Below are 24,917 nucleotides of genomic sequence, written 5' to 3' on the forward strand. Positions count from 1 at the left end.
CTTCAGGAGAGTGTCCGCTGTCCGCCCAGTCCCCATTGGTTCCATCGCCCACTCCTTCCCGGCAGCCCCCCTCCGAGTCCCGGCAGGTCCGCGGCCACATCCTGTTCGCCGTGGGAGTGGTGCTTGCGCTCCTGCTGGCGTGGCAGCTGCGTCAGGTGCTGGAACTGGTCTACGTCAGCGCGCTCTTTGCCGTGGTGCTGATGCCGGTCGTGCAGCGGGTGATGGGGATCTCCATCCGTGGCTGGCACCCCACGCGCGGCATTGCCGTGGTCACGCTGGTGCTGTCCGTGGGCCTGGCGCTTGCGATGCTCTTCACCTTCGCTCTGCCGCCCGTGCTGCATGACGTGAAGCGCTTCTCTGACGACCTTCCGGCCAAGGTGCCTGAACTTGTCGCCCGGATGCACCGGCTTCCCATGGCGGACAAGCTCGGCGTCGACAGCATGGCGCAGAAGGCAGAGAATGCGGCGGCCTCCTTCGCCAGCTATGTGCTCAACTCCATGCCTGTCTGGATCGGCCGCATCCTCGATCTGATTACGGCGCTTATCCTCTGCATTTACTTCATGCTGGAAGGCGAGTTCGCTTACTTCTACTTCCTCTCCTTCTTCCAGCCGGAGACCCGGGAGCGCCTCGCTCGCACCCTCCTCGTCGCCGAGACGCGCATGAGCAAGTGGCTGCTCGGCCAGGGCGCGCTCATGCTCACCCTCGGCGTCACCAGCACCATCGTCTTCGCGGCACTGCACGTCCGTTACTTCTTCCTGCTGGGCGTGCTGATGGGGTTGTTCAACTTGATCCCGGTCGCCGGGGGCGTCATCACGATCGTGCTTGCCTCCGGCGTGGCTGCGCTCGATTCCTGGACCAAGATGGCGGGGGTTCTGATCTTCTACGCCATCTACGTGCAGTTAGAGAACGGCTTCCTGACGCCCCGGATCATGCGCACCAGCGTCAACCTGATGGGCCTCAGCGTCCTGATCGCCCTGCTCGCCGGCGCCAAGCTCGCCGGGGTCGTCGGTGCGATGGTTGCCGTGCCCACCGCAGCGCTCGTGGCTGTGCTGATCGACGAGTACATCGTTCAGAAGGATCCCGCGGCCGCGGAACAGGTGCGTAAGGCTCACCAGGCCCAGAGCTGAAGCCCCGGCGGGACGCGGCGAGACGCTTTGGAGTTGCCTCTGGCGCGCTCCTAGAGCAAAATTGCCTGACGCGGGTGTAACCCCCGGGCTCTTTCCAGCCCGTCTTGGGTTGTATGCAGCTCGCACTCGAAGCCACGATGACAACCGCCGAAGCACCCGCCAGGATCGCGACCGAGCTCGACGATATCGACACGCTTGTCCGCACCTACCGGCCACGCCTGCTCCGTTTCGTGTCCTTTTCCATCGGCGACCCCGACATGGCGGAGTCGATCGTGCAGGACTGCTTCGTAAAGGCCTACAACGGCCGTGCCAACTTCCGTGGCGACTGTTCGGTGAATACCTGGCTCACGGGCATCGCTCTGAATCTGGTTCGCGATCAGCAGCGCCTTCAGAAGTTCCGCTTCTGGCGACAGGCCCGCGCTACTGCCATCGACGTCACCGAGGCGGCCAACTTCCTGCCCAGCCACGAGAGCTCGCCCGAGGCCCGCGTCCTGGCCCGGGAGCAGACCCTGCAGGTGCAGGCCGCCCTGCAGAACCTCTCGCCCAACCAGCGCACCATCTTCCTCATGCGCTTCGGCGAGGACATGAGCCTGGCCGAGATCGCCGAGTCCATCAGCATGCCGATCAACACCGTGAAGACCCACCTGCATCGCGCGCTCAAGGCCGTGCGCGCCCAGGCTGGCCCCCACACCCCAACCCGGGCGGCCGCACCGAGACCCGGAGGAGCAGCGCGATGAGTCCTGACGCCACTCTCAAGAATCCGAATCCCGTGGAGCATCTGACCGAATTCGTGCTCGACGAGATCCTGATGGGCGAAGCTTCGCCCGAGGCTCTCGACCATCTCGCCACCTGCGACGAGTGCAACGCCCGCATGGACGCCATCGCGCAGCCTATCGCCAGCTTCCGCGAGGTCACGCTCGCGTGGGCCGAACAGCGTTCGGCCGCCATGCCGGTCCCGGCCTTAGCCGCTCAGGCACTCGCACCGGTGGCAGCGGAACAGGCCGTCCCCGCAGAATCTCTTGCAGAGTATCTCTCCGGCCACCTATCCGACGCCCAGCTCGACGCCGTGCTCATCGAAGGCGCATCCCCTGCGGCCGCCGCCCATCTTGCCGACTGCCATCCCTGCGCAGCCCGGCTCGACGCCGTGGCGCAGCCGGTTGCCAGCTTCCAGGCTGTATCCCTCGCATGGAGCGAGCGTCGCTCTGCGACGTTGCCGCTGCGCGAAGAGAGCTTTGGCCGTGCCACCTCACGCAACTGGGGACGCCGCTACGGCTGGGTTGCTGCAACCGCCGCTGTAGTCGCCGTGTTGCTGGCTGTACCAATGCACCGCGGCCATGACCAACCTGCAGGGCCGGTCGCAGCGAACGGCACCCCGATAGTGAGCGCCGGGACCGCTCAGCCCGTCGAGACAGCCTCCACGTCCAAACCGGCGCCTTCGACCTCGGTACAGACTGCGACCGCGCTACCGCCCCTGACCTCCGTACCGGCCACGAAGGATCAGCTTCGTCGCCAACGGCAGATCGATGCCGATAACCAGATGCTGGCCGCGATCGACCACGAACTCGACGCTTCGCAGGCGACGCTGGCAGCGTACGGCGTGACGGTCTCCACGTCCCCGGCGCCTTCGCGCAGCCGGACTGCGGTCGCGCAGGACTAACCCGGCCCGGACGGGCGACGATTTGTTGTACGAGTACGCGGATCAGGATCGAGACGAGTCCGCGCCTCGCCGAAGAAAAGTTTTTAGGCCTGATACGAGTGGTTCTAGACTGAAGGACAACCGTGACGCTCTGTTTCCCAATCCGTTCTGTACGCCAGGCAGCGCTTTGTGTAGCGCTCGCGGCCTTCGCCCCGCTGGCAATCGCTGCCCAGCACGGTGGTGGTGGCGCGCCCGGCGGTGGCGGCGCCTCGGGCGGTATGCAGCAGGGCGGCGGCCAGATGGGTGGTCAGGCCGGCGGCGCCCAGATGGGCGGAGACCGTGGGATGAGCCCCGCCATGGCCGGAACGCCCGGAACCTCGATGCGTGGCAACGGCGAGGCCGGGGCTATGTCTTCAATCCGCAGTGGACCGCAGATCGCGATCCCCGGCCGCTTCTGGAACGACACTTCGATGGTTCGCACGCTGCGCCTTCGGCCCGAGCAGCAGCGCCGCATGGACCAGGTCTTCGACGCCAACCGCTCCACGCTGCAGACGCTCTTCCAGAACCTGCAGCGCGAAGAGGCGAAGCTCAGCGCGATCTCGCCCAAGAATACGCAGGACCAGACCAAGGTCTTCTCCGCCATCGATCGCGTAGCGCAGGCTCGTGCCGATCTCGAGAAGGAAAAGACCCAGCTTGCCGATGCCCTCCGCAAGGAGATGGATCCCGAGCAGGTTCAGCAGCTCAACGCGATCTCGACCGCCCACTAACCTCTCCAGACAAGGTAAAGGCGCGGCTTCGGCCGCGCCTTTGCCCTGTCTGCCACTCTCTTATCGCACCGACAACGTCCAGGTCGTCACACTGGCGTACACCTCGCCGGGCCGCAACACCACGCTGGGAAAGTTCGGGTGATTGATTGCGTCCGGGAACCCCTGCGTCTCAAGGCACATGCCGCAGCGCTGCCCATAGGGCCGCCCCGACTGCCCGATCACGCTGCCGTCGAGGAAGTTGCCGCTATAGAACTGCACACCCGGCTCGGTCGACGCCACCTCCAGCTCGCGTCCGCTGGTGGGCTCGTAGACCGTCGCCACTGGCCGCAGGGAACCCGCGTCGCCGCGCACCACGAAGTTGTGGTCGTAGCCCGCTCCGTGGCTGATCTGCTCGTCCTGCGCGTCGATCTGCTCGCCGATCCGACGCGGCTCACGGAAGTCGAAGGCGCTCCCTGCCACATCGCGGATCTCACCCGTGGGGATCTGCGTGGCATTCAGCGGCGTAAAGGCGTCTGCCTCGATCTGCAGCTGATGATCCAGCACGCTGGGCGTGCCCTCGCCCGCCAGGTTGAAGTAAGTATGGTTCGCCAGGCTCACGATCGTTGGTGCATCGGTGGTGGCTCGTGTTTCGATCCACACCGTGTTGCCCTCCAGCACGTAGCTCACGCTCGCATGAAGCTCGCCCGGAAAGCCCTCTTCGCCGTCCTCGCTGAAGTACGAGAACCGCACGCCGTTTTCGATCGTGTGCGGCTCCCAGTTGCGTGTGTCGAAGCCGCCGGGGCCGCCGTGCAGCGTGTTCTCGCCGTTGTTGATTGGCAGCTGATACTCGTGGCCGTCCAGCGTGAAGCGTCCCCGCGCAATGCGGTTGGCGACCCGCCCCACGATCGCCCCGAAGTAGAAGTTCTTCTGCGTGACATACGGTGGCAGGGTGGTGTAACCCAGTGCGATGTTCGCCATCGCACCATCGCGGTCGCGGCTCTCCAGCGCCACCACCCTGGCTCCGTAGGTGGAGAGGTGCAGCGTCAGGTGTTCGTTACGGAGGAGGTAGAGCTCCACGCGCGAACGGTCAGGCATCTTGCCCATCGGCTCGCAGGCGACATCGGTAAAGCTTCGCGGCATAGGAACAAGAAAACCACAAACCGGGCCTTGCAGGCCACGTCCCAGCGAGGCAGCGCACTATCCTGCAAAACTTTCCGCGCCGTTGTCTCGCATGCCGCGACGCCGCGTTGCCAAACCCCTGCCGCGAACGGCATCATGGCTTCCATGCTGAAGACTCACGTCGCTGCTCGATTCACCGCGCTTGCTGCGTCTGCGCTCGCCCTGGCCCTTACTGCCTCCGCCGCCACGCCACCCGCTCCGCACTGGGTCGCAACATGGGCGACTTCGCCTGTGTTTGCTTCCAACACCACCGGCAAGTTCGATGCCGCCGCACCCGACGGCATCACCCTCCGCCAGATCGTGCATCTCTCGATCGGCGGCTCCAGCTTCCGCATTCAGTTCACCAATGAGTTCGGCACCGCCGACCTGAAGATTTCAGCGGCGTCTCTCGCCACGGTCGGTGCAGCGGGCGCACTCACCTCCACCGCGATGCCCGTCACCTTCGGCGGCCACGCCTCGGTCACCATCCCCGCTGGAGCGATGATGGTCAGCGATCCCGTCTCGCTCAAAGCCGCGCCCTTGTCGGATGTCGCCGTCAGCCTCTTCCTGCCGTCCCAGACCATCGACGCAATGACGCTGCATTCCTTTGCCGACACCACCAGCTACCGCGTCCCCGGCAACAGCGTCACGGCTCCAGCGCTGACCGACCCGAAGACCTTCACCACCTGGATGTTCCTCAAGGGCATCGCCGCCGATGCCCCTGCGAATGCGGCCTCCATCGTCACCCTTGGCGACAGCATCACGGACGGCGCGCTGAGCACCAGGGACACCAACCACCGCTGGCCCGACGTCCTCGCCGCCCGCCTTCAGGCCAACGCCGCGACACGCAACCTCGGCATCGCCAACGAAGGCATCGGCGGCAACCGCGTGCTGCATGACACCACCGGCCCCAACATGCTCGCGCGCTTCGATCGCGACGTCATCGCCCAACCCGGTGTGAAGTACCTCGTCGTCATGGAGGCCATCAACGACATCGGTCACTCCTTCGATCCCAGCAAGCCCTACGATCCCATCACCGCAGACGAGCTCATCGTCGGCTACAAGCAGCTGATCGAGCGCGCGCATGAGCACGGCATCAAGGTCTTCGGCGCGACGCTGACGCCGTATGTCGGCGCAAAGTACCAGTCACCCGCGGGAGAAGCCGCCCGCCAGGCCGTGAACGAGTTCATCCGCCACGGCGGTGCCTTCGATGGCGTCATCGACTTCGACCAGGTCACCCGCGATCCTGCGAACCCTGGCGCCTTCCTTCCGGCCTATGATTCGGGTGACCACCTCCATCCGAAGGACGCCGGCTACAAGGCCATGGGCGAGTCCATCGATCTCAAACTCTTTCGTTGATCCCCACTTCCGCAAAAGGTAACGTGGCGGCGCGGGCGTTCGCTCGCGCCGCCGCACGTTGACGAGCATCCAATCGCCTATGTCCGACACGCAGTTTCCGGCGACGCAATGGTGGCAGACCGGCGTCATCTACCAGGTCTATCCCCGCAGCTTTCAAGACACCTCTGGCCCTCACGGCCAGCCCGACGGCGTCGGTGACCTGAACGGCATCACCGCGCGGCTGGACTACCTCGCCGCGCTCGGCGTGGCTGCCCTCTGGATCTCGCCGTTTTACCCGTCGCCCATGGCGGACTTCGGCTACGACGTAGCCGACTACACCGGCGTCGACCCTCTCTTTGGCACGCCGGAAGACTTCGACCATCTGCTCGCCGAAGCCCACAAGCGCAAGCTCCGCGTCATCCTGGACTTCGTTCCCAACCACAGCTCTGACCAGCATCCCTGGTTCCTCGAATCGCGTAGTTCACGGCAGAATCCGAAGCGCGACTGGTACCTGTGGCGCGATGCTAAACCCTCCGGCGACGACTGGACGCCAGCCCGCGAGCGCCTGCCCAACAACTGGATGTCGCACTTCGGCGGCCCTGCGTGGACCTGGGACGAAAAGACCGAGCAGTTCTACCTGCACTCCTTCCTGGCGCAGCAGCCTGACCTCAACTGGCGCAATCCCGAGGTCCGCGCAGCGATGTACGGCGCGATGCGCTTCTGGCTGGACCGCGGCGTCGACGGCTTCCGCATGGACGTCCTTTGGTTGCTCATCAAGGACGAATTCTTCCGCGACAACCCTCCCGACCCCGCCTTCGACGATGCGGCGCATGATCACACCCGCCACCTCGCCGTGCACAACGCCGACCAGCCTGGCACCCACCAGATCGTCGCCGAGATGCGCGCGCTGCTCGACACCTATCCAGACACGCTCGCCGCGTCGCAAACTCGCCGTCTGGACCCTGAGCCCTCCACCCTTGGCCCTCGCTCCAATCGTGTCCTCATCGGCGAGATCTACCTGCCGCTGCCCGAGCTCGTGCGCTACTACGGTTCGCCCACGCTGAACCCATCGCCCAAAGAGATCGACTCCACCGCGCCCGCAACCAACCTCAGCGGAGCGAATCTGCCCTTCAACTTCCACCTCATCCAGACCCGGTGGGCTGCCGAGGCCATCGCGAACATCATTCGCACCTACGAGGAGCTATTGCCTCCCGGCGCGTGGCCCAACTATGTGCTGGGCAATCACGATCAGCCTCGCTTAGCTTCGCGCATCGGCCAGAAGCAAGCCCGCGTCGCCGCCATGTTGCTGCTCACCCTGCGCGGCACCCCCACGCTCTACTACGGTGATGAGCTCGGCATCGAAGACGTGCCCATCGCGCCCGGCCAGGTGCAGGATCCCGCCGAGAAGAACGAGCCGGGCAAGGGCCGCGGCCGCGATCCCGAACGCTCGCCCATGCTCTGGGTCGACGCCCCCAACGCAGGCTTCACCACCGCCGACGCGCAGCCCTGGCTCCCCCTCGACGCGCGCTGGCCGGAGATCAACGCCGCCACCCAGTCCCGTAATCCCAAGTCGATCTTTTCTCTCTACCGCCACCTGCTTGCGCTGCGCCGCCAGCACGACACCCTGCACTCCGGCGGCATCGCTGACGTGCAGGCCGAAGGCAATCTCCTCCGCTATCGCCGCACCTCGCCGCCCGATGGCGACAGCACCGACTTCCAGGTCCTGCTCAACCTCGGCAACGACATGATCACCACCCACTGCGCCGCAGGGACGGTGGTGCTCACGACCATGCTCGACGGCGTCGGCTCGATGGTAGGCAAAGAGGACGGCTCCCCGGGAGAGATCACGCTGGAAGCTGGCGAAGGTCTGCTGATCGCGCTCGACTGATCTGGCCGGGGCGAAGCGAGGCGGTATCGACCGATTCAAGACCACCAGAAGATGTGTCTTTTCGACCGGAGCGGGACAGTTTCATCGTCCCGCGTAGTGGAGAAACCTGCTTTGCTCCGGCAAAGGCGAAATGCTCTAGCGCTGCGGCAGCTTGTGTGAGCATGGCCCTCACGCTTCCCAGTTGCCATCCCCTTGCTCTAGACTGACGCGACCATGCATCCCGCTCTCAGCGCCGTTGCTATCGCCGCGATGGTTGGAGGCTTCCTCGGGGCGCCCATCCTCGTCATCTGGGAGTGGCTGCGCGTCCGCAGCGCGTCTGCTTCCAAAGAGCGCGCAGCCCGGGCCGGGCGCATCCTCGTGACCGCCTCCGTGCTCTGCGAAAACCTGTGGTGGATCCCATCGATCGCCTACGACCACACCGGCTCGGGGATCGCGATGGCCGCCTGGTACGCTGCGATTCCGCTGTCCTTCATCGCCCTGGTGCTGTGGTTCAGCGTGAAGAACTTCATGGGGCAGCCCGGCTTCTGGGCGTGTTGGCTCAACATCGCGACCGTCGCCTTTCTGATCAGCATCGCCGGGGACTAAGAAACGTCAGACGACGAACCGCGCCTGGCTGCGTCTTATGGCTACGTCCATGGCAGGATGAAGCAGCACTTGTCCGTCGAAAGGCACCGCATGCGATCGCACTCTTCCCGGTGGGCTTCGGCCTGCCTGCTTCCACTCTTGTTTGCCACATCTGCAGTTCGCGCCCAGGCGTCCCACAGCCAGTCCCAGGCCCAGACCCAGACGGCCCCGGTGCCGGTTGCCGCACCTTCCAAAGACGATCTGCCCGCCAACGTCCTCGCGGGCATGGATGCGCTCCGCAGCGACGGCCCCGATGACGCGGTGAAGTTCTGGGTCAAGGGCAGCGTCCTCGAGTCCAGCAAGGACGCCCTCACGCAGGCCAACAACCTGCGGGACATCCAGGGCACCTTCGGCCGCTTTCAGTACTTCGACCTCATCCGTCTGCAGGACCTCTCGTCACGTGTGCGGGTGGCCTACATGGTGATGAACTACGAACGCGGCCCGCTCTTCGCGCGCTTCGTGCTGTACCACGCAACGCCCGGCTGGGTTCCCGTCAGCTTCCAGTTCGATACTGACGACACGAAGATTCTTCCGCTCAGCCAGCAGTAGCCCGGGCCTACGCGGGAGGAAGCTGCTTCAGGATCTGCTTCGCTCTCCGGAACCACGGGCGCTCGCGCCGCTTCAGGTATCCGGGCATCGTGGGCTTTTTGTCGAGTACCTTCTGCGCCCACTCCCGCGCTTCGCCGTGCCGCCCCTGGCTCTGGAAGAACTCGGCGTAGTGCAGATAGGTCTCCGAGCGCGTCGAGGCCCGCGTCACGCTCTGGAACAACGCCTCCGCCCGTTCGGTCTGCCCGGTCAGCGCATACATGTGGGCCAGCAGGCCGCCCGCGCGGTAGAAGTCATAGTCCGGCTCCCTGTCGACCACGCGCTCAAAGTCAGGGAGCGCCACGGCAGGCTCGCCGAGCAGCATCGCGCAGATCCCACGCCTGTAGTACGCGTCCAACGACGCCCCACGCGCGGCGATCGCCTTCTCGAACGCCTCGCGCGCCGGGCCTGGCTTGTTCTCCTCGAGGTACAGATCCCCCAGCTCCTCATAGTTGCCGGTCGAGGGATTGTCCTTCACGATCATCTGCAGTTCGCGGATGCGCTTCCGCCGGGGAAACGCGCGGAACCCATAGCCGGTCGATCCTGCATCGGGCAGCGCCTCGGCCAGCAGGTAGATCACCGCGCCGATCGGTCCCAGGAACAGGATGATGTACAGCCAATAGGTGTCTGGCCGTCGGCGAATGAAGTGCACGATCGCCAGCCCCTGGAGGATGAAGCCCCATGGGTACAGGAAGTGGCCGAAGAAGCTCAGGATGGCCCTCGCTGGAGGGAATTTGGATGCCTTCTGGGAGGGTAGCTGCCTTCTTGCAACCGCGCAATTCCTGGACCGCGGTTACTTCTTGCTGTAGAGCATCTCGCGGATCACACGCCGGCGCTCCGCGTCGGCCTCGCGCTGCACGCGGCGCTCGTCAGCCGTCATCGACTCCGGCTCGGCGGCCTTCTCTTCCTTTGGCGCATTGCATTCGATGCAGCGGTTGGCGTACCCCGGGTGGTTGGGGCGAAGCTCAAACTCCTCTTCACAGACGACACAGGTTTTGATCGGGAAACCCATAGCCTCCATTCTACGAAGTCGGCGGCGGAGCGGGGAAGTCCCGGTCAAAACCGTCCCTGACTGTCGCGTTTCAGTGTTCGGACTTCTCCATCAATCTGTCTGACTGCTATAGTTCACTCGCCATGCCCCCATCATTTATGGATCGTCGCGACCTTCTCAAGCTCTCCCCCCTCGCCGCCGCAGCCACGCTCACGACAGTGGGCCACAACGCCTTCGCCCAGGCCGCTGCGCCAGACGATCTGACGAAGAACTCCGACGGCATCTTCAGCGTCCGCCACTACGGCGCCAAGGGGGACGGCAAGGCCGTCGACACTCCCGCCGTGCAGGCCGCCATCGATGCCGCTGCAGCAGCAGGTGGTGGGACCGTCGTCTTTCCGGCCGGCATCTACCTCTGCTTCACGATCCGCCTCAAGTCCCGGGTGGCGATCTACCTCGGCGCAGGGGCGACCATCGAGGCCGCAGCTTCACCCAAGCCCGGCGAGACCACCGGCTACATGGGCGGCGCCTACGACGCCGCCGAGCCCAACGATCCCTGGATTCCCTACCAGGACTACGGCCACAACCACTGGCAGAACTCTTTGCTCGTGGGCATCGATATCGAAGACGTCATGATCTACGGCATCGGCCTGATCCACGGCAAGGGGCTGAGCAACGGCACCAAGGGCATCCGCGGCGGCACCGGCGGCTTCGTCGCCGAGCAGCCCGGCGTGGGCAACAAGGCCATCGCGCTCAAGAACTGCCGCAACGTCGTCCTGCGCGACTTCGGCATCCTCAAGGGCGGTCACTTCGCCCTGCTCGCGACGGGCGTCGACAACATGACCCTCGACAACCTCGTCGTCGACACCGACCGCGACGGCTTCGACATCGACTGCTGCCGCAACGTCCGCGTCTCCAACTGCACCGTCAACTCGCCCTGGGACGACGCCATCTGCCCCAAGTCGAGCTACGCCCTGGGTTATGCGCGTTCGACGGACAACGTCACCATCGCCAACAACTACGTCACCGGCTGCTATGAGCTCGGCTCCGTCATCAGCTGCAAGTGGAAGCACTTCGACGAGACCGAGCATGTGCCTTACAACGGCCGCATCAAGTGCGGCACGGAGTCCAACGGCGGCTTCCGCAACCTCACCATCACCGGTAACGTCATCGAGGGCTGCAAGGGCATCTCGCTGGAGAGCTCCGACGGCGCGCTCATCGAGGACGTCGCCATCACTGGCAACACCCTCCGCGACATCTTCGACGCTCCGCTCTTCCTGCGCCTCAACCGCCGCAATCGCAATCCCAAGGAGACACTGCGGCCCGGAACCCTGCGCCGCGTGCTCATCTCCAACCTGGTCAGCTACAACTCCAACGCGTCGACGTCCTCCATCTTCTCCGGCATCCCGGAGAACCTCATCGAGGACGTGAAGCTCAACAACTGCTTCTTCGGCCACAAAGCCATGCCCACCGAGATGCGCGCCGGCTGGGGCGAGCAGGTAAAGCCCATGCCGGACTGGAAGACCATCAAGGTCCCCGAGCTCGAGCCCGACTACCCCGAGCTGCTCCGCTTCGGCGCCACGCCCTCGAATGCGTTCTTCATCCGCCATCTCAAGAACCTGGAGATGAGCCACGTCGAGGTCGCACCCTCCGGCCCTGACCCTCGTCCCGCCTTCTGGCTCGAAGACGTTCACCGCGCCGACTTCTTCGCCGTCACCGCACCCCCGCAGCCCAACTTCGCGCTGCACAACGTCAGCGATCTGCGCATCTTCTGGTCGCGTGCAGGGAAGGACACTACGCTGGCGAAAGTCGACGAGCAGGTGGTGTAATCCGGGTTAAGATGTCGGGATGACGATCTCATACTCCATGGTGCGGCGCGATGTCGCGCAGGCCTGTTCGGCGATGAGCACGAAGAGCCGTTGGTATTTGCTCGCCCTCTGGCTGTTTCTGGTTATCTTCACTGCCGGGCTCAATGGCAGAGAGATCATGCATGGTTCTATGTCGGATCGTATTGCAGTGCTGGTGCCACTCATCGTCGCCGCGATGATCTTTGTGGCACTTTCCTGGTTTGCGCCTGTCCTACGTGCGCGGAAGATGATCCTCCGGGACGTCGTTTGGACATTTGGGGAAGATCGCGTCGAACAAATCACGGACGTTTCACAAGCACAGCTCAAGTGGACCGCTTTTCTCAAGTACCGTGAAACATCGAAGCTTTTCCTCCTCTACATCCAAAAGTCCCAGGCGCAGTTCATTCCCAAGCGCGTCCTATCTGAGGAGCAAATGACGGAACTTCGCGTCCTGCTATCTGCTCACGTCAAGAAGGCCTAACCTTCGAGGCCCCCATGAACAAGCTCACTCCCTTCCTCTGGTTCAACGACAACGCCGAAGACGCCGCCAACTTCTACCTCTCTATCTTTCCTGAATCGAAGAAGCTCTTCGAGCTGCGCTCCAGCGGCGTCGGCCCATGGCCCGCAGGGCACATCGCCACCATCCAGATCGAGCTCCTCGGCCAGCAGATGACCTTCCTCAACGGTGGTCCTGCGTACCAGTTCACGCCGGCTTTCTCCTACTCCGTCGCCTGCAAAGACCAGGCCGAGATCGACTTTTACTGGGACAAGCTCCTCGAAGGCGGCGGCAAGACCATGGCCTGTGGCTGGCTCACCGATCGCTTTGGTCTCTGCTGGCAGATCGTGCCCGAAAAGCTCGGCCAGCTGCTGAAGCACCCCAACGCGATGGCCGCGATGATGACGATGACCAAGTTCGACATCGCCACACTCGAAGCCGCTGCCAACTCCTAGCACCCCGTCAGCCCGTCATCCTGAGCGAAGCAGGTCGCGGCGAAGCTGCGATCTGCGAAGTCGAAGGACCCGCCACGCCGCCCTTCCCGGAACATGGTCAGGCGATTTCGGGCCAGAAGTGCCCGCCCACGCCTCCTTCGGTCCTGATATACCCCGGCGATGTTGTGACCTCCGTGTCCGCCTTTTAGCCCACGGGCAACGAACTCCCGGTAAGCTAGATCGAACCACTCACCATGACCTATCGGATCGCACGCAACGGCCAGGTCTTCGGGCCCTATACCGCGGCGGAGGTGCAGGCCTACCTCGCCGACGGGCACATCGTCCCCTCCGACCTCGCGCAGCTCGAAGGTGCGCAGGGTGAGGCGGCGCAGGTCTGGCTGCCTGTTGCGGAGCTCTTTCCCTCCGCGCCCACAGGCGTGGTGCCTCCACCCACGCCCGGCTACGCCGGTGGCCTTCCCCGGCTCTATCCCGATCCCCCGGACCTTCCGTGGTGGATGGCGCTCCTGCTGGGCATCTTCACCGCCGGCGCCTTCTTCGTCGTGTGGGACCTGGTGCTTTCCGCGTGGCTGCGCCGCATCGACCGGAGCTCGAATGCGGTTGGCTTTTATGCCGCAGTCGCCGTCGTCTATCTGCTCAAGCTGCCGGACGAGTGGAGTACCTTCCGCTACAACATCGGGTACGACATCGCTCCTGAGCACGGCCACTTTCACTGGCTGCTCAGCCTTGCCGGACTGGTGCTGTTCTTCGCCTCCCGCTTCATCTTCCGCACGGAGCTTCTGCGCCACTTCAACAGCCTCGAGCCCATCGGCCTCCGCCTGGGGCCCATCATGACGCTGATCTTTGGCGGCATCTACTTCCAGTACCACTTCAACCGCATCAACGAACTGAAGAGGGCGCTCCGGCTCAGCGTACCGGGAGTCTGAGCCGATCCAAACAATAGAGCTAGACACACAAAAGCCGCACCCGAGGGTGCGGCCTTTGCTGTTGCTTTCTAAACGCTGGCCCCTAAACCCTGGACCCTACGCTTCTACAGCAGGAACCGGCTCACCGGCCTTGGCCTCAGCACCCGGCTTGCGGATGTCGATGCCGCCCTTGAAGAACGCGCCGTCCTCAATCGAGATACGAGCCGCGATGACGTCGCCCGTCAGCGAACCTTCGCTGCGGATGTCCACGCGGTCGGATGCCTGGCAGTTGCCACGAACCTTGCCCAGTACCACGATCTCGCGGGCGAGGATGTTTGCTGCGACCTGCCCATTACGGCCGACAGTCACACGGTTGCCGGGCAGGTTGATGGTGCCTTCCACCTTGCCATCGATATACAGCGACTCCGAGCCCGAGAGCTCGCCCTTGACCACCAGGCTCTTGCCGATGGTCGCCTGTTCGCTCGCCGTAGCCGTCCCCGCAGCCGCTGGACGGGCCTCATAGCCGCTTGCGGCGGGTGTTGCCGGACGCGCCGGCTCGGGAGTGGTAGGCGTCGAGCTGCCAGGCTGATTCGGTTTCCACATACAATCTTTTCCTTTCCGGAATATCTCGGTGTAGCTGTCTCGGTACTTCGTTGGATAAGGAGAGCGAGCCCACCTCGCGTCGAGCGCGCAGTCATCGCCGCTGGCGCTATGCTCCCGCGCTTGAGTTCACGATACTACTTTGGCAATACCCCGTGCGGGATCGGTCAATGGCAAATGCGCATGATTGGTAACCCTTTTTTCACGGACTTCCACAGGACTTCATACGACACAGCGCGCTGCTTCGCCGGTAGCCGCTGCGCGGATAGCGCCTCGCGGCAGCGAGTCCTCGACATGGCCGCCCGACTGGCTAACGCGAAGCGGCTGCCTTCAAGGCTCGTCCGTATCCTCCACGAGGGACGTCGTCCCCAGAAGGTCAAACGTCACCGCAGCAAGCCCCGTCGGATGCAGCGTCGCTCGAATCGGCGTCCGTTGCCACGTCGTGGCTGCGCAGACAGGATGGGGCAGGGGATTCAGCGGCCAGTTCGCCAGCTTCTGGCTCACCGCCGCCCGGCGAGCTCCCAGTTGGAAGACGATCGCCGTCAAGGTCGTGGAGCGAACCAGCACATGCAGCCCGCAATACGCGGCATAGTCCCGATACCAGATGGCCTCGGAGATCTGCGGATCGAAGTCTGGCAGATGCAGCGCTGTGATGTGGCCGGTCACCCGGTCCACGGATAACCAGGGTCCCGGCTGCCAGCTCCACCTGGCCGCCTCGCCGGGCAGCGCATCGTTGATCCGCAAGGCCCGCCGGATCACGAAGGTGCGGTCGGTGACGTCGTGGAAGTCACCGACCGTCCACTCCTTCATTGCGCCGTCGACGGTCAGCGGACGAACCCGAAGCGTCGTAGCTTCTTCACTTCGGTTGTCGGCGTTGGCCTCGGGAGGAGTGTACGGAACCTTGCGGAGGGGACCCAGTGCGACGGTATGAGACTTGGGAGGAGCGGCCAGCGCTGTGAACGGGCACAGCACGGCCAGGAAGAGCAGCAAAACTCTGCGGATAGGCTGCATGGCCGCAGGGTATCAGAGGAGAGTCATCGGCACCGGGACAAAGCCGACAGTCGTCCTTAAATGGAAATCCCCGCGCTCGGGTCGCAAGAGATGCGGCCCGAACGCGGGGCTGATTTCGAGTCGCCGTTAGATTGTGCGGACGATGGTCTGGAAGTCGATCGTCTTGCGGGCAGTAAAGTGCCTCACGTGGCGATCCGTCGAGTGCGTATATTTGCCGTCCGTCGTGAGGATCACGTAATACCCGCGTTTGCGCAGCTGGTCCCTCGAAAGGAACTCACGGATGCTGCTGGCCGTCACAGGCTTGCCGATCGCCACCAGGGGGGAGAGCAGCTTTTGCAGGCTGCGCTTGGCCACCGAAAGCCGATCCGTGGAGTAGTGGCCGACCAGCATCCCCGTGAACATCGTGGCACTCTCGATCACATAGTTGGGGTACAGGTTCAGCCCCTGGTACATGGTCATCTGGTCTTTGGCGAACAGGAGCATGTAATCCGATCTGGCTTCGTGGAACTTCGTGAGGCGGTCCGAGGCAAAGCCTCCTCCGACGAGCGGCGACACGCGCACCATGTTGGGGTCCGACAGGAGTTCATGAACGGCGGTGCCAATATGAACTCCGTTGAGATCCTGTATCGACAATGGAATCTGGAAGATACTCACTTTTCAATCCTCTATGGCGCCCCGGACACACTCGTGCCTGGAGCGAAAGTAGCGTCGCAACGTTGGATTAGAGCTCGCGATGCTCGTTTGGTGGCCCGCAGCGCCCGGTGGGGAAGGCAGCGGTCAGTACACCACGCAGAAATAGCTCGGTCAAGGGACTTTAGCCTGCATCCTGGGCGTTTCGCTTCTCAAGGGGAGACTTTTCCTGTACCATTGCAGATGGTGCGTGTCCCTTCCGCCGTATCGGTCTGCCTTCCAGGCGACTGAGTACAAGAAGCCCACGATACAGGACGTATAGGTCTGCGGGGATTTCAAGCCCCGTAGCCACATGAGTGCGGACTCCTTACGGGGTTCCTCTCGAAGGAGATTGTTTGTCGAAGGAAGATGCAATTGAGGTAATGGCGGTCGTCGTTGAGACGCTGCCCAACGCACTGTTCAAGGTGGAGCTCGAGAACAAGCATCAGGTTCTCGCGCACGTCTCGGGCCGTATGCGCAAGAACTTCATCCGCATTCTTCCCGGAGACCGCGTCGCCATCGAGCTCAGCCCCTACGACCTGAATCGCGGACGCATCGTCTATCGCTACAAGTAACCCGTTGTACGTTTCAGGTTCTACGTTCTACGCGCAAGCATGGACGTACAACGTACAACGCACAACGTAGAACAGAGGATTCTCATGAAGGTCCGTGCATCCGTAAAGGCCATCTGCGACAAGTGCAAGGTCATCCATCGCAAGGGTGTCGTTCGCGTCATCTGCGAGAACGCCAAGCACAAGCAGCGCCAGGGCTAAGGAACAAGGGTCCAGGCCTCAGGTTTCAGGGTCCAGAAAGCAGCGCTTTCTAATCCCTGGGCCCTAAGCCCTGATCCCTCGCATTACCGGCCCCACCGGGCGAGTTCGCCGATGTCAAGGCGTGCGTTGAACCCGGAGGAGGCAGCAGTCAGAAGTCAAAGCTTTCTGCCAGCCGGAAACAAATCACCCCGCTCCTCTGCCATGCAGAATGAGCCCAGACGAAAGGCACACCATGGCCCGTATCGCCGGCGTCGACCTGCCACCCAACAAGCAGGCTCGTATCGCCCTCACGTACATCTACGGCATCGGTAGCCCGCGCGCTCTCAAGATCCTTGAGAAGGCCGGCATCGATCCGCTCGCCAAGATGGCAACCCTCGACGAGGACCAGCTCAACAAGATCCGTTCCGTCATCGAGCAGGAAGGTCAGATCGAAGGCGATCTCCGCAAGGAAATCAGCCTGAACATCAAGCGCCTCGTCGAAATTCAGTCGTACCGTGGTCTTCGCCACCGCCGCAGCCTCCCGGTCCGCGGCCAGCGCACCCACACCAACGCTCGTACCCGCAAGGGCCCCCGTAAGGGCACCGTTGCCGGTAAGAAGAAAGTGACGAAGTAGCCCATGGCGACCAAACAGCAGCAGCAGAAGTCCAGCGGAGCCAAGGCGGGTAAGGGCAAGAAGTTCAAGAAGCGCGAACGCAAAAACGTTCCATTTGGACTCGTCTTCATCCAGGCTTCGTTCAACAACACCATCGTCACCATCACCGACCAGCAGGGCAACACGCTGTCGTGGAAGAGCTCAGGTTCGCTCGGCTTCCGCGGTTCGCGTAAGGGCACCCCGTTCGCGGCGCAGCAGGCAGCGGTCAACGCCGCCAACTCTGCTCGCGAGCACGGTCTCCGCTCGGTCGATGTCCGTGTGGCAGGCCCCGGTTCGGGCCGTGAGAGCGCCATCCGCGCCCTCGCCGCCGCCGGTATCGAGGTCCGCTCCATCCGTGACGTCACGCCCATGCCGCACAACGGCTGCCGTCCGCCGAAGCGCCGCCGCGTGTAACTTCAGGGGCCAGCGTTCAGGGCCCAGGGGGCAGAAGGCAAGAGCTTTCTGCCCCCTGAGCCCTGGACCCTGAACCCTTTCACCACCGGATCCCGAAGAAGCGCCCGCCGCGTGTAAACGGATCGACACCTGATTTAGGAGAAAGAATCAAATGGCACGTTATACAGGACCCGTCTGCCGCCTTTGCCGCCGCGACGGTCAGAAGCTGTTCCTCAAGGGCGCAAAGTGCTTCACCGACAAGTGCGCCGTCGAAAAGCGCAACTTCCCCCCGGGACAGCACGGTCAGTCCAAGAAGATCAAGAAGGTTGTCGGCTACGGCCTGCAGCTGCGTGAGAAGCAGAAGGCCAAGCGCATCTACTTCACTCTCGAAGGCCAGTTCCGCGCCTACTACGAGAACGCTGCCCGCAAGACCGGCGTCACCGGCGACCTGCTCCTGCAGCAACTCGAGACCCGCCTCGACAACGTCTGCTACCGCCTCGGCTTCGCGATGAGCCGCCGCCAGTCGCGCCAGGTTGTTCGTCACGGACACATCCAGGTCAACGGTCGCAAGGTCAACATCCCGAGCTTCCAGTGCAAGGTTGGCGATGTCATCGCTATCCGCGAAGGTTCGCGCTCCATGGTCATCCTCGAGGAGTCGAAGAACTTCATCGGCGGCCAGAACCGCGTCACCTGGATCGATGCTCAGCCTGAGAACTTCAGCGGCAAGATCGTCTCGATGCCGAAGCGCGAAGAGATTCAGCTGCCGGTCAACGAGCAGCAGATCGTCGAACTTTACTCGAAGTAAGTAACTAGCTGCTAGCCGCTGGCCTCTAACTCCCGTCTCACCCATGCCCGCACGATCGGCAGAGGGTCTTCGCAGGAGATAGGGGCCGGTGGCGATGCAAGCGGCCCAGCCTTTAGCTAGGAGCTACAAGCTAACAGCTAGAAGCTGCCTCACCGTACCAACCCTGAACTGACGCAGAGTGCTTCGCGTCGGCAGGAGAAAGGAAATACCGACCCATGCTTTGGAGAGGTTTTCAAAAGCCCAAGCGTCTCGCTGTTGACCAGGAAACACTGACCAACAACTACGGTAAGTTTTCCGCGCAGCCCTTTGAGCGCGGCTTCGGTACCACCATCGGCAATGCGCTTCGCCGCACCCTGCTCTCGTCCATCGAAGGCGCGGCGGTTACCGCCGTCCGCATCGAGGGCGTGCTGCACGAGTTCCAGTCCATCACCGGAGTGGTCGAGGACGCGACCGACATCATCCTGAACCTGAAGCAGATCCCGTTCAAGCTCAACGGCGACGGCCCCAAGGCGCTGTACCTCCGCGCTGACCAGGCTGGCCCCGTTATGTCGGGCATGATCGAAGCTGACTCCGACGTCGAAATCCTCGACCCCAACGTGTACATCTGCACGGTGAGCGAGGGCGGACGCGTCGACATGGAGATGCGCCTCAAGCGCGGCCGTGGCTACGTCTCGGCCGACAAGAACTTCGACGCCGACCTAGGCATCGGCTTCATCCCTGTGGACAGCGTTCACTCGCCCGTCCGCAAGGTGAACTATCTCGTTGAGGCTGCGCGTCTCGGTCAGATCACCGACTACGACAAGCTCACGCTCGAGATCTGGACCAACGGTTCCGTGCTTCCCGCTGACGCACTCGGCCTCTCGGCCAAGCTGCTCAAGGACCACATGACCATCTTCATCAACTTCGAGGAAGAGATCGAAGCCGGTGGTCACGACGGTCTGGACGGCCCGCAGATCCGCAACGAGAACCTCAACCGTTCCGTTGAGGAACTCGAGCTCTCGGTCCGCAGCTACAACTGCCTCAAGAACGCGAACATCTCCACCATCGGCGAGCTGATTCAGAAGACCGAAGCCGAGATGCTCAAGACCAAGAACTTCGGCCGCAAGAGCCTGAACGAGATCAAGGAAATCCTCGCTCAGATGGGCCTGAGCCTGGGCATGAAGATCGACGAGAACGGCAACCCCGTACCCGGACCGACCTCCGTACTCCCGGCCGCGACCCTGGCTGCCAGCTATGGCAGCTTCGAAGACGAGGAAGATGATGACCTCGACCTCGAACTCGCGAACGAGTCGGAGAACTTCTAAGTACAGGGATTAGGGAACAGGGATTAGACAACATAGCGGGGCAGCAAGCATTGTGCCCCGCGCCATTTCCTCGCAGAGTGGTGAACAGGAATGGTCACATCCTATAAAGATCTGAAGGTCTGGCAGCGCGGTATAGAGCTTTCGCTTGCTATCTACAAGCTGACAGCCAGTTTTCCTTCGGACGAACGGTTCGGTCTCATCAGCCAGTTTCAACGCGCTGTGGTCTCCGTTCCGAGCAACATCGCAGAAGGCTACGGCCGGGGCACACGGAAGGACTATAAACAGTTCCTCTCGATTGCCCGTGGTTCAACATTGGAAGTTCAGACGCAGCTACTCATCGCACGCGAATTAGGCTACGGGAACCCGGCGCTGTTTCAACGGGCTGAATCCCTGAAGAGGAAAGTAAAATGCTCTACTCCCTCATTCGCAAGCTCTGAGCGGCTTTCTGGACCCTGGGCCCTGACCCCTGGACCCTCGCACAATTTCCGGTCAAGTGCAGAAGCACGGCCGAAGGAGACTCTCGATGCGTCATCGTAAAGGCGGCTTTAAGCTCGGCCGCAACACCTCACACCGTCGCGCACTTCTGCGCAATCTCGTCACCAGCATCATCCTTCACGATCGCGTCGAGACGACGCTGACCAAGGCCAAGGCCTCGCGTCCCATCGTCGAGAAGATGATCACCCTCGGCAAGAACGGCAGCGTTCACGCCCGCCGCCAGGCTCTCGCGTACCTCATGACGCCGGAGTCGGTCGATCGCCTCTTCAAGACCGTGGCTCCCCGTTACGCGACCCGCAACGGTGGCTACTCGCGCATCATCAAGGCCGGCCCCCGCAAGGGTGACTCCGCCGAGGTCGCTTTCATCGAGCTTCTCGACGCCGAGGCCGAGCTCGATGCCAAGGCAGCCAAGCGCGAGGAAGCTCGCAACCGCCGCCGCGAAGAGCTCCAGAAGCAGCTCGAAGCCAGCCAGGCTGGCGACGAAGGCGCTCAGTCCTAAGACTCAGGACTCGAAGCTCACAACTCGAAACTCAATCATTGATTTTCAACACGAAGGGCGCGCCATCAGGCGCGCCCTTCGTGTTTCCTGGCATCTGGCCAATTGGTGTCTGGCATCTGGTATGCCAAACTGCCCGGCGCCTGCCTCCTTCGCTGGCTGCGGTAGGATAGCTGGTGTGGCCCTCACATACTTGAGTGGAAGTTGGGCGCTGATCCTCTTGGATCTTGCGATGTATGCAATTGTTTTCGGCGTTCCGATCGCTCTGCTGATCTGGCTGCGCCGAAGGTCGAAGAATCGTAGGAGTTAGCCATAATAGTTGTTGCCATGGTGTAGGGAGGGGGCATAGCCCTCGCCTCACTTAATATCTCTCCAGTTGTCGCCCAGCCCAACCTCCGCAACGATCGGCACACTGAACTGCGCCGCTGACTCCATCTCGTACTTCACCAGCTCTTCCATCGCCGCGGCCTCCGCGGGCACTACGTCGAAGAGCAGTTCATCGTGTACCTGGAGCGTCATGCGGCTCTTGAGCTTCTGCTGCTTCATCGCCGCATCAATCCGCAACATCGCGATCTTGATAAGGTCAGCAGCTGTGCCCTGCAGCGGCGTATTGATGGCCGTGCGCTCAGCAAACCCTCGCTGGTTCGGGTTGCGCGACTGGATATCCGGGATCGGCCGGATGCGCCCGAACGCTGTCCGCACGATCTGCGTCTTGCGCACCTGCTCCAGCGTGCGTTCGATGAACGCCGCCACGCCCTGGTAGCGCTCAAAGTACCGCGCGATGTACTCCTTCGCCACCGACTGTTCGATGTTGAGTTGCGCCGCCAGCCCGAACGGGCTGATGCCATAGACGATGCCGAAGTTCACCGCCTTCGCGCGCGCGCGAGTCTCCTTGTCCATCGTCTCCGGATCGACACCGAAGACCTCAGCCGCCGTGAGCGTGTGGATGTCCTTGCCCGTACGATACGCATCCACCAGCAACGGGTCGCCGGAGAAGTGCGCCATCAGTCGCAGCTCAATCTGCGAGTAATCCGCGCTCATCAGCTTGTTGCCCGGCGCTGCGATGAACGCCGCCCGAATCTCACGCCCAATTGCAGTGCGCACGGGAATGTTCTGCAGGTTCGGGTTCGTCGACGAGAGCCGTCCCGTCGCCGTGCCCACCTGGTTGAACGTTGAGTGGATGCGCCCCTCCGCATCGGCAAGTTGCGGCAACGCGTCCAGGTACGTGCCCTTCAGCTTCTGCAGCTGCCGGTGCTCCAGCACCTCGGCTGCAATCGGATGCGCCTGCGCGAGCTCTTCCAGCACATCTTGCGCGGTTGAAACCACCTTGCCCTTGCCATACTTCATCGGCTTCGGCAGGTCCATCTTGTTGAACAACACATCGCCCAGCTGCTTCGGCGAGTTGATGTTGAAGCGATGCCCCGAGGCCGCATAGATGCGCTCGGCAAGATCATCGATCTGCACCGCCAACCGCGACGACTGTTCGCGCAGCAGCGCGATGTCAACGCGGACGCCGACTTGCTCCATCTGCAGTAACACGGGCACCAGCGGCAGGTCGAGGTCCTCATACACGTCGGGCAGCGTGCTGCTCTCGGACAGGGCCTGCGTTCCTTGCGCCTTGGAACCAAACAGCATCTCCGGCGTCACCGCTCCACCCAGCGCGGGATCGTCCTTGGGAATCTCCTGCGCCACATGCTCTTCAAGCATCTGCGCGGTCAGCGTCTCCGCCAGCTTGCTGATCGCTGACGCCGCCTCAGGAAGATGGTTTGGGTCCGATAGATTCGCTTTGCTCGGCTGATGCTTCAACGCGCGCGATGTGGACCGCGCCGCAATGTCAGCCAGCGTGTGCGAAGCGTGCGTCGGGTTCAGCAGGTAGCTCTCCAGCATCACGTCAGTGATAGGTCCACGCAGCGTAACTCCGTGCGACTCCAACGCCCGCAGCACCGCCTTGAGATCATGCACCAGCTTGGGCAGCGTGGCATCTTCCAGCGCCTCGCGCACGCCTGCAGCATCAAGCCCCACCAGCAACGCATGCTCCGAGTCCGCTGCGAAGCCCAGGGCACAAGCTACGTCCACGGCCTTCGCGTCCGCCGCTACACTCGCTGCGATCTCAGCAGCGGACGGTGGCGGCGCACCGAAGAGAGACATCGTCTCCGCCGGCGCAGGCTCAGCTTCTTCGATGACAGCCTCGTCCCCGCTCACCTCTTCAGCGATCGTCTGCGCCGTCGCTGCAATGGCGATCGAAAGCCCCACCGGAGAAGGACGCGAGGCACCGGAGCTCTTCACTGCAGGACGCGCGGCCTCGATCACCGCTGCGATCTCCTCGGCCTTGGGCGCAAGGTTGTAGGTCGTCGCCACGGCTTGCACATCCGGTGCAAGCTCCTTGAGGAGCGTCGTGAACTCCAGCTCGGTGAACAGCGCACGACACGCCGCGTTGTCCAGCGGCTTCGTTCGCATCGCCTCCAGGTCCAACTCGATCGGTACATTCGTGTGGATGGTGACGAGTTCCTTCGAAAGCAGGATGTTGTCGCGGTTGTTCGCCAGCGACTCGCGATACGTCTTGCGTTTGAAGGCTGCTGGCGTCGCCACGGCCGCATCCATCGCGGCCTCCACGCTGCCGAACTGCTGGATGAGCTCGACAGAACCTTTGTCGCCAATGCCCGGAGCGCCGGGGATGTTGTCGATCGAATCGCCCCGCAGTGCCATCACGTCGATGACCTGCCGCGGCGGCACACCCAGCACGGACTCCACGCCAGCCGGGTCGAGCACCAGGTTGTCCTTGGTCGGGTTCAGGATGCGCACGTGCTCATTGACGAGTTGCATCATGTCCTTGTCCGGGGAGACGACGAAGACCTCATAGCCCTGTTCCGCGAGTCTGCAGCTCAGGGTCCCGATCACATCGTCCGCTTCCATGCCCTCGAAGTACACGATGGGGATGCGAAAGGCCTCCAGCGCGCGCCGGATGTAGGGCTGCTGCTGGATCAGGTCGGGCGGAGTCTCGGCGCGATTGGCCTTGTAGCCTGCATACTCAACAGCCTCGAACTGCTGCGTCTTCATGTTGAACTTCTTCACGTCCTTCAACTGGTCAGCAAGTTCATTGCGATGCACGGGAGCGCCAACGTCATACACTGCAGCCAGGTACTCAGGCTGGAAGTCCTTGCGTAGCTTGTTGAGCATGTTCACGAAGACATAGGTCGCCGCCGTGGGTACACCGGTGCGCGTAGTCATCGGGCGCGACCGTTGCATCGCGTGGTATGCGCGATAGATGAAGGCCATCGAGTCAAGCAGGTAGACAGGCGGCTTCTTGCCGGGCTGGGCGGCGGAGCTGAGGTTCGGGGTTTCGGTCGCGCTGGACATAGTCCATTCGATGGTACGGCCCGTCACAGCAGCTTGGCGAACTTGCTTGCTAACCTGTGCAAACAAGGTATTGCAGGAGAGGAATATGCGTATTCATTGGATGATGTCGGGGCTGATCGCCGTTTCCATGGCTCTGCCGGGTTTGGAGGGCGGAGCGCAGATCCCTGCCCCCTTCCCACGTATCGTTGCGATGTCCGCGGATCAGAATGCGGTCGTGAACGTAATGCGGACGATGTACCGCGCCGCCGCGACTGACGACGTCCGTAAGTTTCACGAGCTGATCGTGCCCGGGTTCTATGCCTTCGACGGTGGCAAGCGGTATGAGATGGAAGAGCTCATGGGCATGATCATGGACTACCACGCAAAGGGCATCAAGTTCGCGTGGAACGTCACCAGGCCCGACGTGCATGTGGCCGGAGATCAGGCCTGGATCACGTATACAAATTCCGGTTCCATCACCATGGGTGCAGGGCAGGCGCCCATCCCGACGACATGGCTTGAATCCGCTCAGCTGGTGAAGAGGAACGGAGCCTGGAAGCTCCAATTTTTCCATTCCACGCGCGTGCCCGTATCGATGCCGACGAAGTAGTCAA

Annotated in this window: 28 protein-coding genes; 21 read left to right on the forward strand and 7 right to left on the reverse strand. The window is 62.8% G+C overall.

The window, feature by feature from the left end:
- Positions 1 to 110 precede the first annotated feature (110 nt).
- The 4 genes from C4S68_RS07020 (at position 111) to C4S68_RS07035 (ending at position 3,530) form a co-directional block, all read left to right on the forward strand.
- The gene (locus tag C4S68_RS07020) at positions 111 to 1,127 is read left to right on the forward strand and encodes an AI-2E family transporter (protein WP_327333410.1); all 1,017 of its coding nucleotides are present in this window, start codon (positions 111 to 113) and stop codon (positions 1,125 to 1,127) included.
- Positions 1,128 to 1,264: 137 nt separating this feature from the next.
- Entirely contained in the window at positions 1,265 to 1,864 is a 600-nt protein-coding gene (locus C4S68_RS07025; protein WP_235011434.1) for an RNA polymerase sigma factor, read from the forward strand.
- Positions 1,861 to 2,784 (forward strand): hypothetical protein, encoded by a 924-nt coding sequence (locus C4S68_RS07030; protein WP_103932355.1) that lies wholly within the window; start codon positions 1,861 to 1,863, stop codon positions 2,782 to 2,784. Before C4S68_RS07025 ends, C4S68_RS07030 begins: the two co-directional genes overlap by 4 nt.
- Before the next feature lie 122 nt (positions 2,785 to 2,906).
- Entirely contained in the window at positions 2,907 to 3,530 is a 624-nt protein-coding gene (locus C4S68_RS07035) for a hypothetical protein (RefSeq protein ID WP_103932356.1), read from the forward strand.
- 60 nt (positions 3,531 to 3,590) lie between these two features.
- On the opposite strand, the gene C4S68_RS07040 is transcribed toward C4S68_RS07035, so the two are convergent.
- Positions 3,591 to 4,649 (reverse strand): aldose epimerase family protein, encoded by a 1,059-nt coding sequence (locus C4S68_RS07040; RefSeq protein ID WP_103932357.1) that lies wholly within the window; start codon positions 4,647 to 4,649, stop codon positions 3,591 to 3,593.
- A gap of 135 nt (positions 4,650 to 4,784) precedes the next feature.
- On the opposite strand from C4S68_RS07040, the gene C4S68_RS07045 reads away from it, so the two are divergent.
- From C4S68_RS07045 to C4S68_RS07060, 4 genes are all read left to right on the forward strand, one after another.
- Entirely contained in the window at positions 4,785 to 6,026 is a 1,242-nt protein-coding gene (locus tag C4S68_RS07045; RefSeq protein WP_235011435.1) for an SGNH/GDSL hydrolase family protein, read from the forward strand.
- Between the two features lie 79 nt (positions 6,027 to 6,105).
- A complete protein-coding gene (locus C4S68_RS07050) occupies positions 6,106 to 7,893 on the forward strand; it encodes an alpha-amylase family glycosyl hydrolase (RefSeq protein ID WP_103932358.1) in 1,788 nt (595 codons plus the stop codon).
- A 213-nt stretch (positions 7,894 to 8,106) separates the two neighbouring features.
- Positions 8,107 to 8,478, forward strand: coding sequence for a hypothetical protein (locus C4S68_RS07055; protein WP_103932359.1), 372 nt, complete (start codon positions 8,107 to 8,109; stop codon positions 8,476 to 8,478).
- A gap of 138 nt (positions 8,479 to 8,616) precedes the next feature.
- The gene (locus C4S68_RS07060) at positions 8,617 to 9,066 is read left to right on the forward strand and encodes a hypothetical protein (protein WP_160115048.1); all 450 of its coding nucleotides are present in this window, start codon (positions 8,617 to 8,619) and stop codon (positions 9,064 to 9,066) included.
- 7 nt (positions 9,067 to 9,073) lie between these two features.
- Here the strand turns inward: C4S68_RS07060 and C4S68_RS07065 are convergent, their stop codons facing one another.
- Positions 9,074 to 9,754: a tetratricopeptide repeat protein gene (locus tag C4S68_RS07065; protein WP_103932361.1), complete on the reverse strand. Its 681-nt coding sequence runs from the start codon at positions 9,752 to 9,754 to the stop codon at positions 9,074 to 9,076.
- Between the two features lie 141 nt (positions 9,755 to 9,895).
- Complete coding sequence (locus C4S68_RS07070) at positions 9,896 to 10,114, reverse strand: hypothetical protein (protein WP_103932362.1); 219 nt, start codon at positions 10,112 to 10,114, stop codon at positions 9,896 to 9,898.
- A 122-nt stretch (positions 10,115 to 10,236) separates the two neighbouring features.
- Here C4S68_RS07070 and C4S68_RS07075 point away from each other — a divergent pair, with 122 nt between their 5' ends.
- From C4S68_RS07075 to C4S68_RS07090, 4 genes are all read left to right on the forward strand, one after another.
- Positions 10,237 to 11,919, forward strand: coding sequence for a rhamnogalacturonidase (locus C4S68_RS07075; RefSeq protein WP_235011436.1), 1,683 nt, complete (start codon positions 10,237 to 10,239; stop codon positions 11,917 to 11,919).
- Positions 11,920 to 11,938: 19 nt separating this feature from the next.
- Positions 11,939 to 12,418, forward strand: coding sequence for a YcxB family protein (locus C4S68_RS07080; protein WP_103932364.1), 480 nt, complete (start codon positions 11,939 to 11,941; stop codon positions 12,416 to 12,418).
- Between the two features lie 14 nt (positions 12,419 to 12,432).
- Positions 12,433 to 12,888 carry a VOC family protein gene (locus C4S68_RS07085; RefSeq protein ID WP_103932365.1) on the forward strand — a complete coding sequence of 152 codons (456 nt, stop codon included), beginning with the start codon at positions 12,433 to 12,435 and terminating at the stop codon, positions 12,886 to 12,888.
- Between the two features lie 233 nt (positions 12,889 to 13,121).
- Positions 13,122 to 13,811, forward strand: a complete 690-nt coding sequence (locus C4S68_RS07090) for a DUF4339 domain-containing protein (RefSeq protein WP_103932366.1) — start codon at positions 13,122 to 13,124, stop codon at positions 13,809 to 13,811.
- 96 nt (positions 13,812 to 13,907) lie between these two features.
- Here C4S68_RS07090 and C4S68_RS07095 read toward each other — a convergent pair whose 3' ends face one another.
- From C4S68_RS07095 to C4S68_RS07105, 3 genes are all read right to left on the reverse strand, one after another.
- A complete protein-coding gene (locus tag C4S68_RS07095) occupies positions 13,908 to 14,393 on the reverse strand; it encodes a bactofilin family protein (RefSeq protein ID WP_103932367.1) in 486 nt (161 codons plus the stop codon).
- 327 nt (positions 14,394 to 14,720) lie between these two features.
- A complete protein-coding gene (locus C4S68_RS07100; RefSeq protein WP_103932368.1) occupies positions 14,721 to 15,401 on the reverse strand; it encodes a hypothetical protein in 681 nt (226 codons plus the stop codon).
- 126 nt (positions 15,402 to 15,527) lie between these two features.
- A complete protein-coding gene (locus tag C4S68_RS07105) occupies positions 15,528 to 16,055 on the reverse strand; it encodes a hypothetical protein (protein ID WP_146072054.1) in 528 nt (175 codons plus the stop codon).
- 371 nt (positions 16,056 to 16,426) lie between these two features.
- On the opposite strand from C4S68_RS07105, the gene infA reads away from it, so the two are divergent.
- The 8 genes from infA (at position 16,427) to rplQ (ending at position 20,970) form a co-directional block, all read left to right on the forward strand.
- Positions 16,427 to 16,645, forward strand: coding sequence for a translation initiation factor IF-1 (gene infA / locus C4S68_RS07110; RefSeq protein ID WP_014264250.1), 219 nt, complete (start codon positions 16,427 to 16,429; stop codon positions 16,643 to 16,645).
- An 84-nt stretch (positions 16,646 to 16,729) separates the two neighbouring features.
- Positions 16,730 to 16,843: a 50S ribosomal protein L36 gene (gene rpmJ / locus C4S68_RS07115; RefSeq protein WP_103932370.1), complete on the forward strand. Its 114-nt coding sequence runs from the start codon at positions 16,730 to 16,732 to the stop codon at positions 16,841 to 16,843.
- Between the two features lie 232 nt (positions 16,844 to 17,075).
- Complete coding sequence (rpsM, locus tag C4S68_RS07120; protein WP_103932371.1) at positions 17,076 to 17,456, forward strand: 30S ribosomal protein S13; 381 nt, start codon at positions 17,076 to 17,078, stop codon at positions 17,454 to 17,456.
- A gap of 3 nt (positions 17,457 to 17,459) precedes the next feature.
- Positions 17,460 to 17,888: a 30S ribosomal protein S11 gene (rpsK, locus tag C4S68_RS07125; RefSeq protein WP_103932372.1), complete on the forward strand. Its 429-nt coding sequence runs from the start codon at positions 17,460 to 17,462 to the stop codon at positions 17,886 to 17,888.
- Positions 17,889 to 18,039: 151 nt separating this feature from the next.
- On the forward strand, positions 18,040 to 18,672 hold the full coding sequence (gene rpsD, locus C4S68_RS07130; RefSeq protein WP_103932373.1) for a 30S ribosomal protein S4: 633 nt from the start codon (positions 18,040 to 18,042) through the stop codon (positions 18,670 to 18,672).
- Positions 18,673 to 18,887: 215 nt separating this feature from the next.
- Positions 18,888 to 19,976 carry a DNA-directed RNA polymerase subunit alpha gene (locus tag C4S68_RS07135; RefSeq protein ID WP_103932374.1) on the forward strand — a complete coding sequence of 363 codons (1,089 nt, stop codon included), beginning with the start codon at positions 18,888 to 18,890 and terminating at the stop codon, positions 19,974 to 19,976.
- Positions 19,977 to 20,066: 90 nt separating this feature from the next.
- Entirely contained in the window at positions 20,067 to 20,513 is a 447-nt protein-coding gene (locus C4S68_RS07140; protein WP_103932375.1) for a four helix bundle protein, read from the forward strand.
- Positions 20,500 to 20,970 (forward strand): 50S ribosomal protein L17, encoded by a 471-nt coding sequence (rplQ, locus tag C4S68_RS07145; protein ID WP_103932376.1) that lies wholly within the window; start codon positions 20,500 to 20,502, stop codon positions 20,968 to 20,970. The genes C4S68_RS07140 and rplQ overlap by 14 nt, the downstream gene beginning before the upstream one ends.
- A gap of 354 nt (positions 20,971 to 21,324) precedes the next feature.
- Here rplQ and polA read toward each other — a convergent pair whose 3' ends face one another.
- Complete coding sequence (gene polA / locus C4S68_RS07150) at positions 21,325 to 24,324, reverse strand: DNA polymerase I (RefSeq protein WP_103932377.1); 3,000 nt, start codon at positions 24,322 to 24,324, stop codon at positions 21,325 to 21,327.
- 85 nt (positions 24,325 to 24,409) lie between these two features.
- Between polA and C4S68_RS07155 the strand changes: the two genes are divergently transcribed.
- Positions 24,410 to 24,913, forward strand: a complete 504-nt coding sequence (locus C4S68_RS07155; RefSeq protein ID WP_160115049.1) for a nuclear transport factor 2 family protein — start codon at positions 24,410 to 24,412, stop codon at positions 24,911 to 24,913.
- The last annotated feature ends 4 nt before the right edge of the window (positions 24,914 to 24,917 follow it).

It is taken from the genome of Bryocella elongata, assembly GCF_900108185.1.
GTDB classification, from domain to species: domain Bacteria; phylum Acidobacteriota; class Terriglobia; order Terriglobales; family Acidobacteriaceae; genus Granulicella; species Granulicella elongata.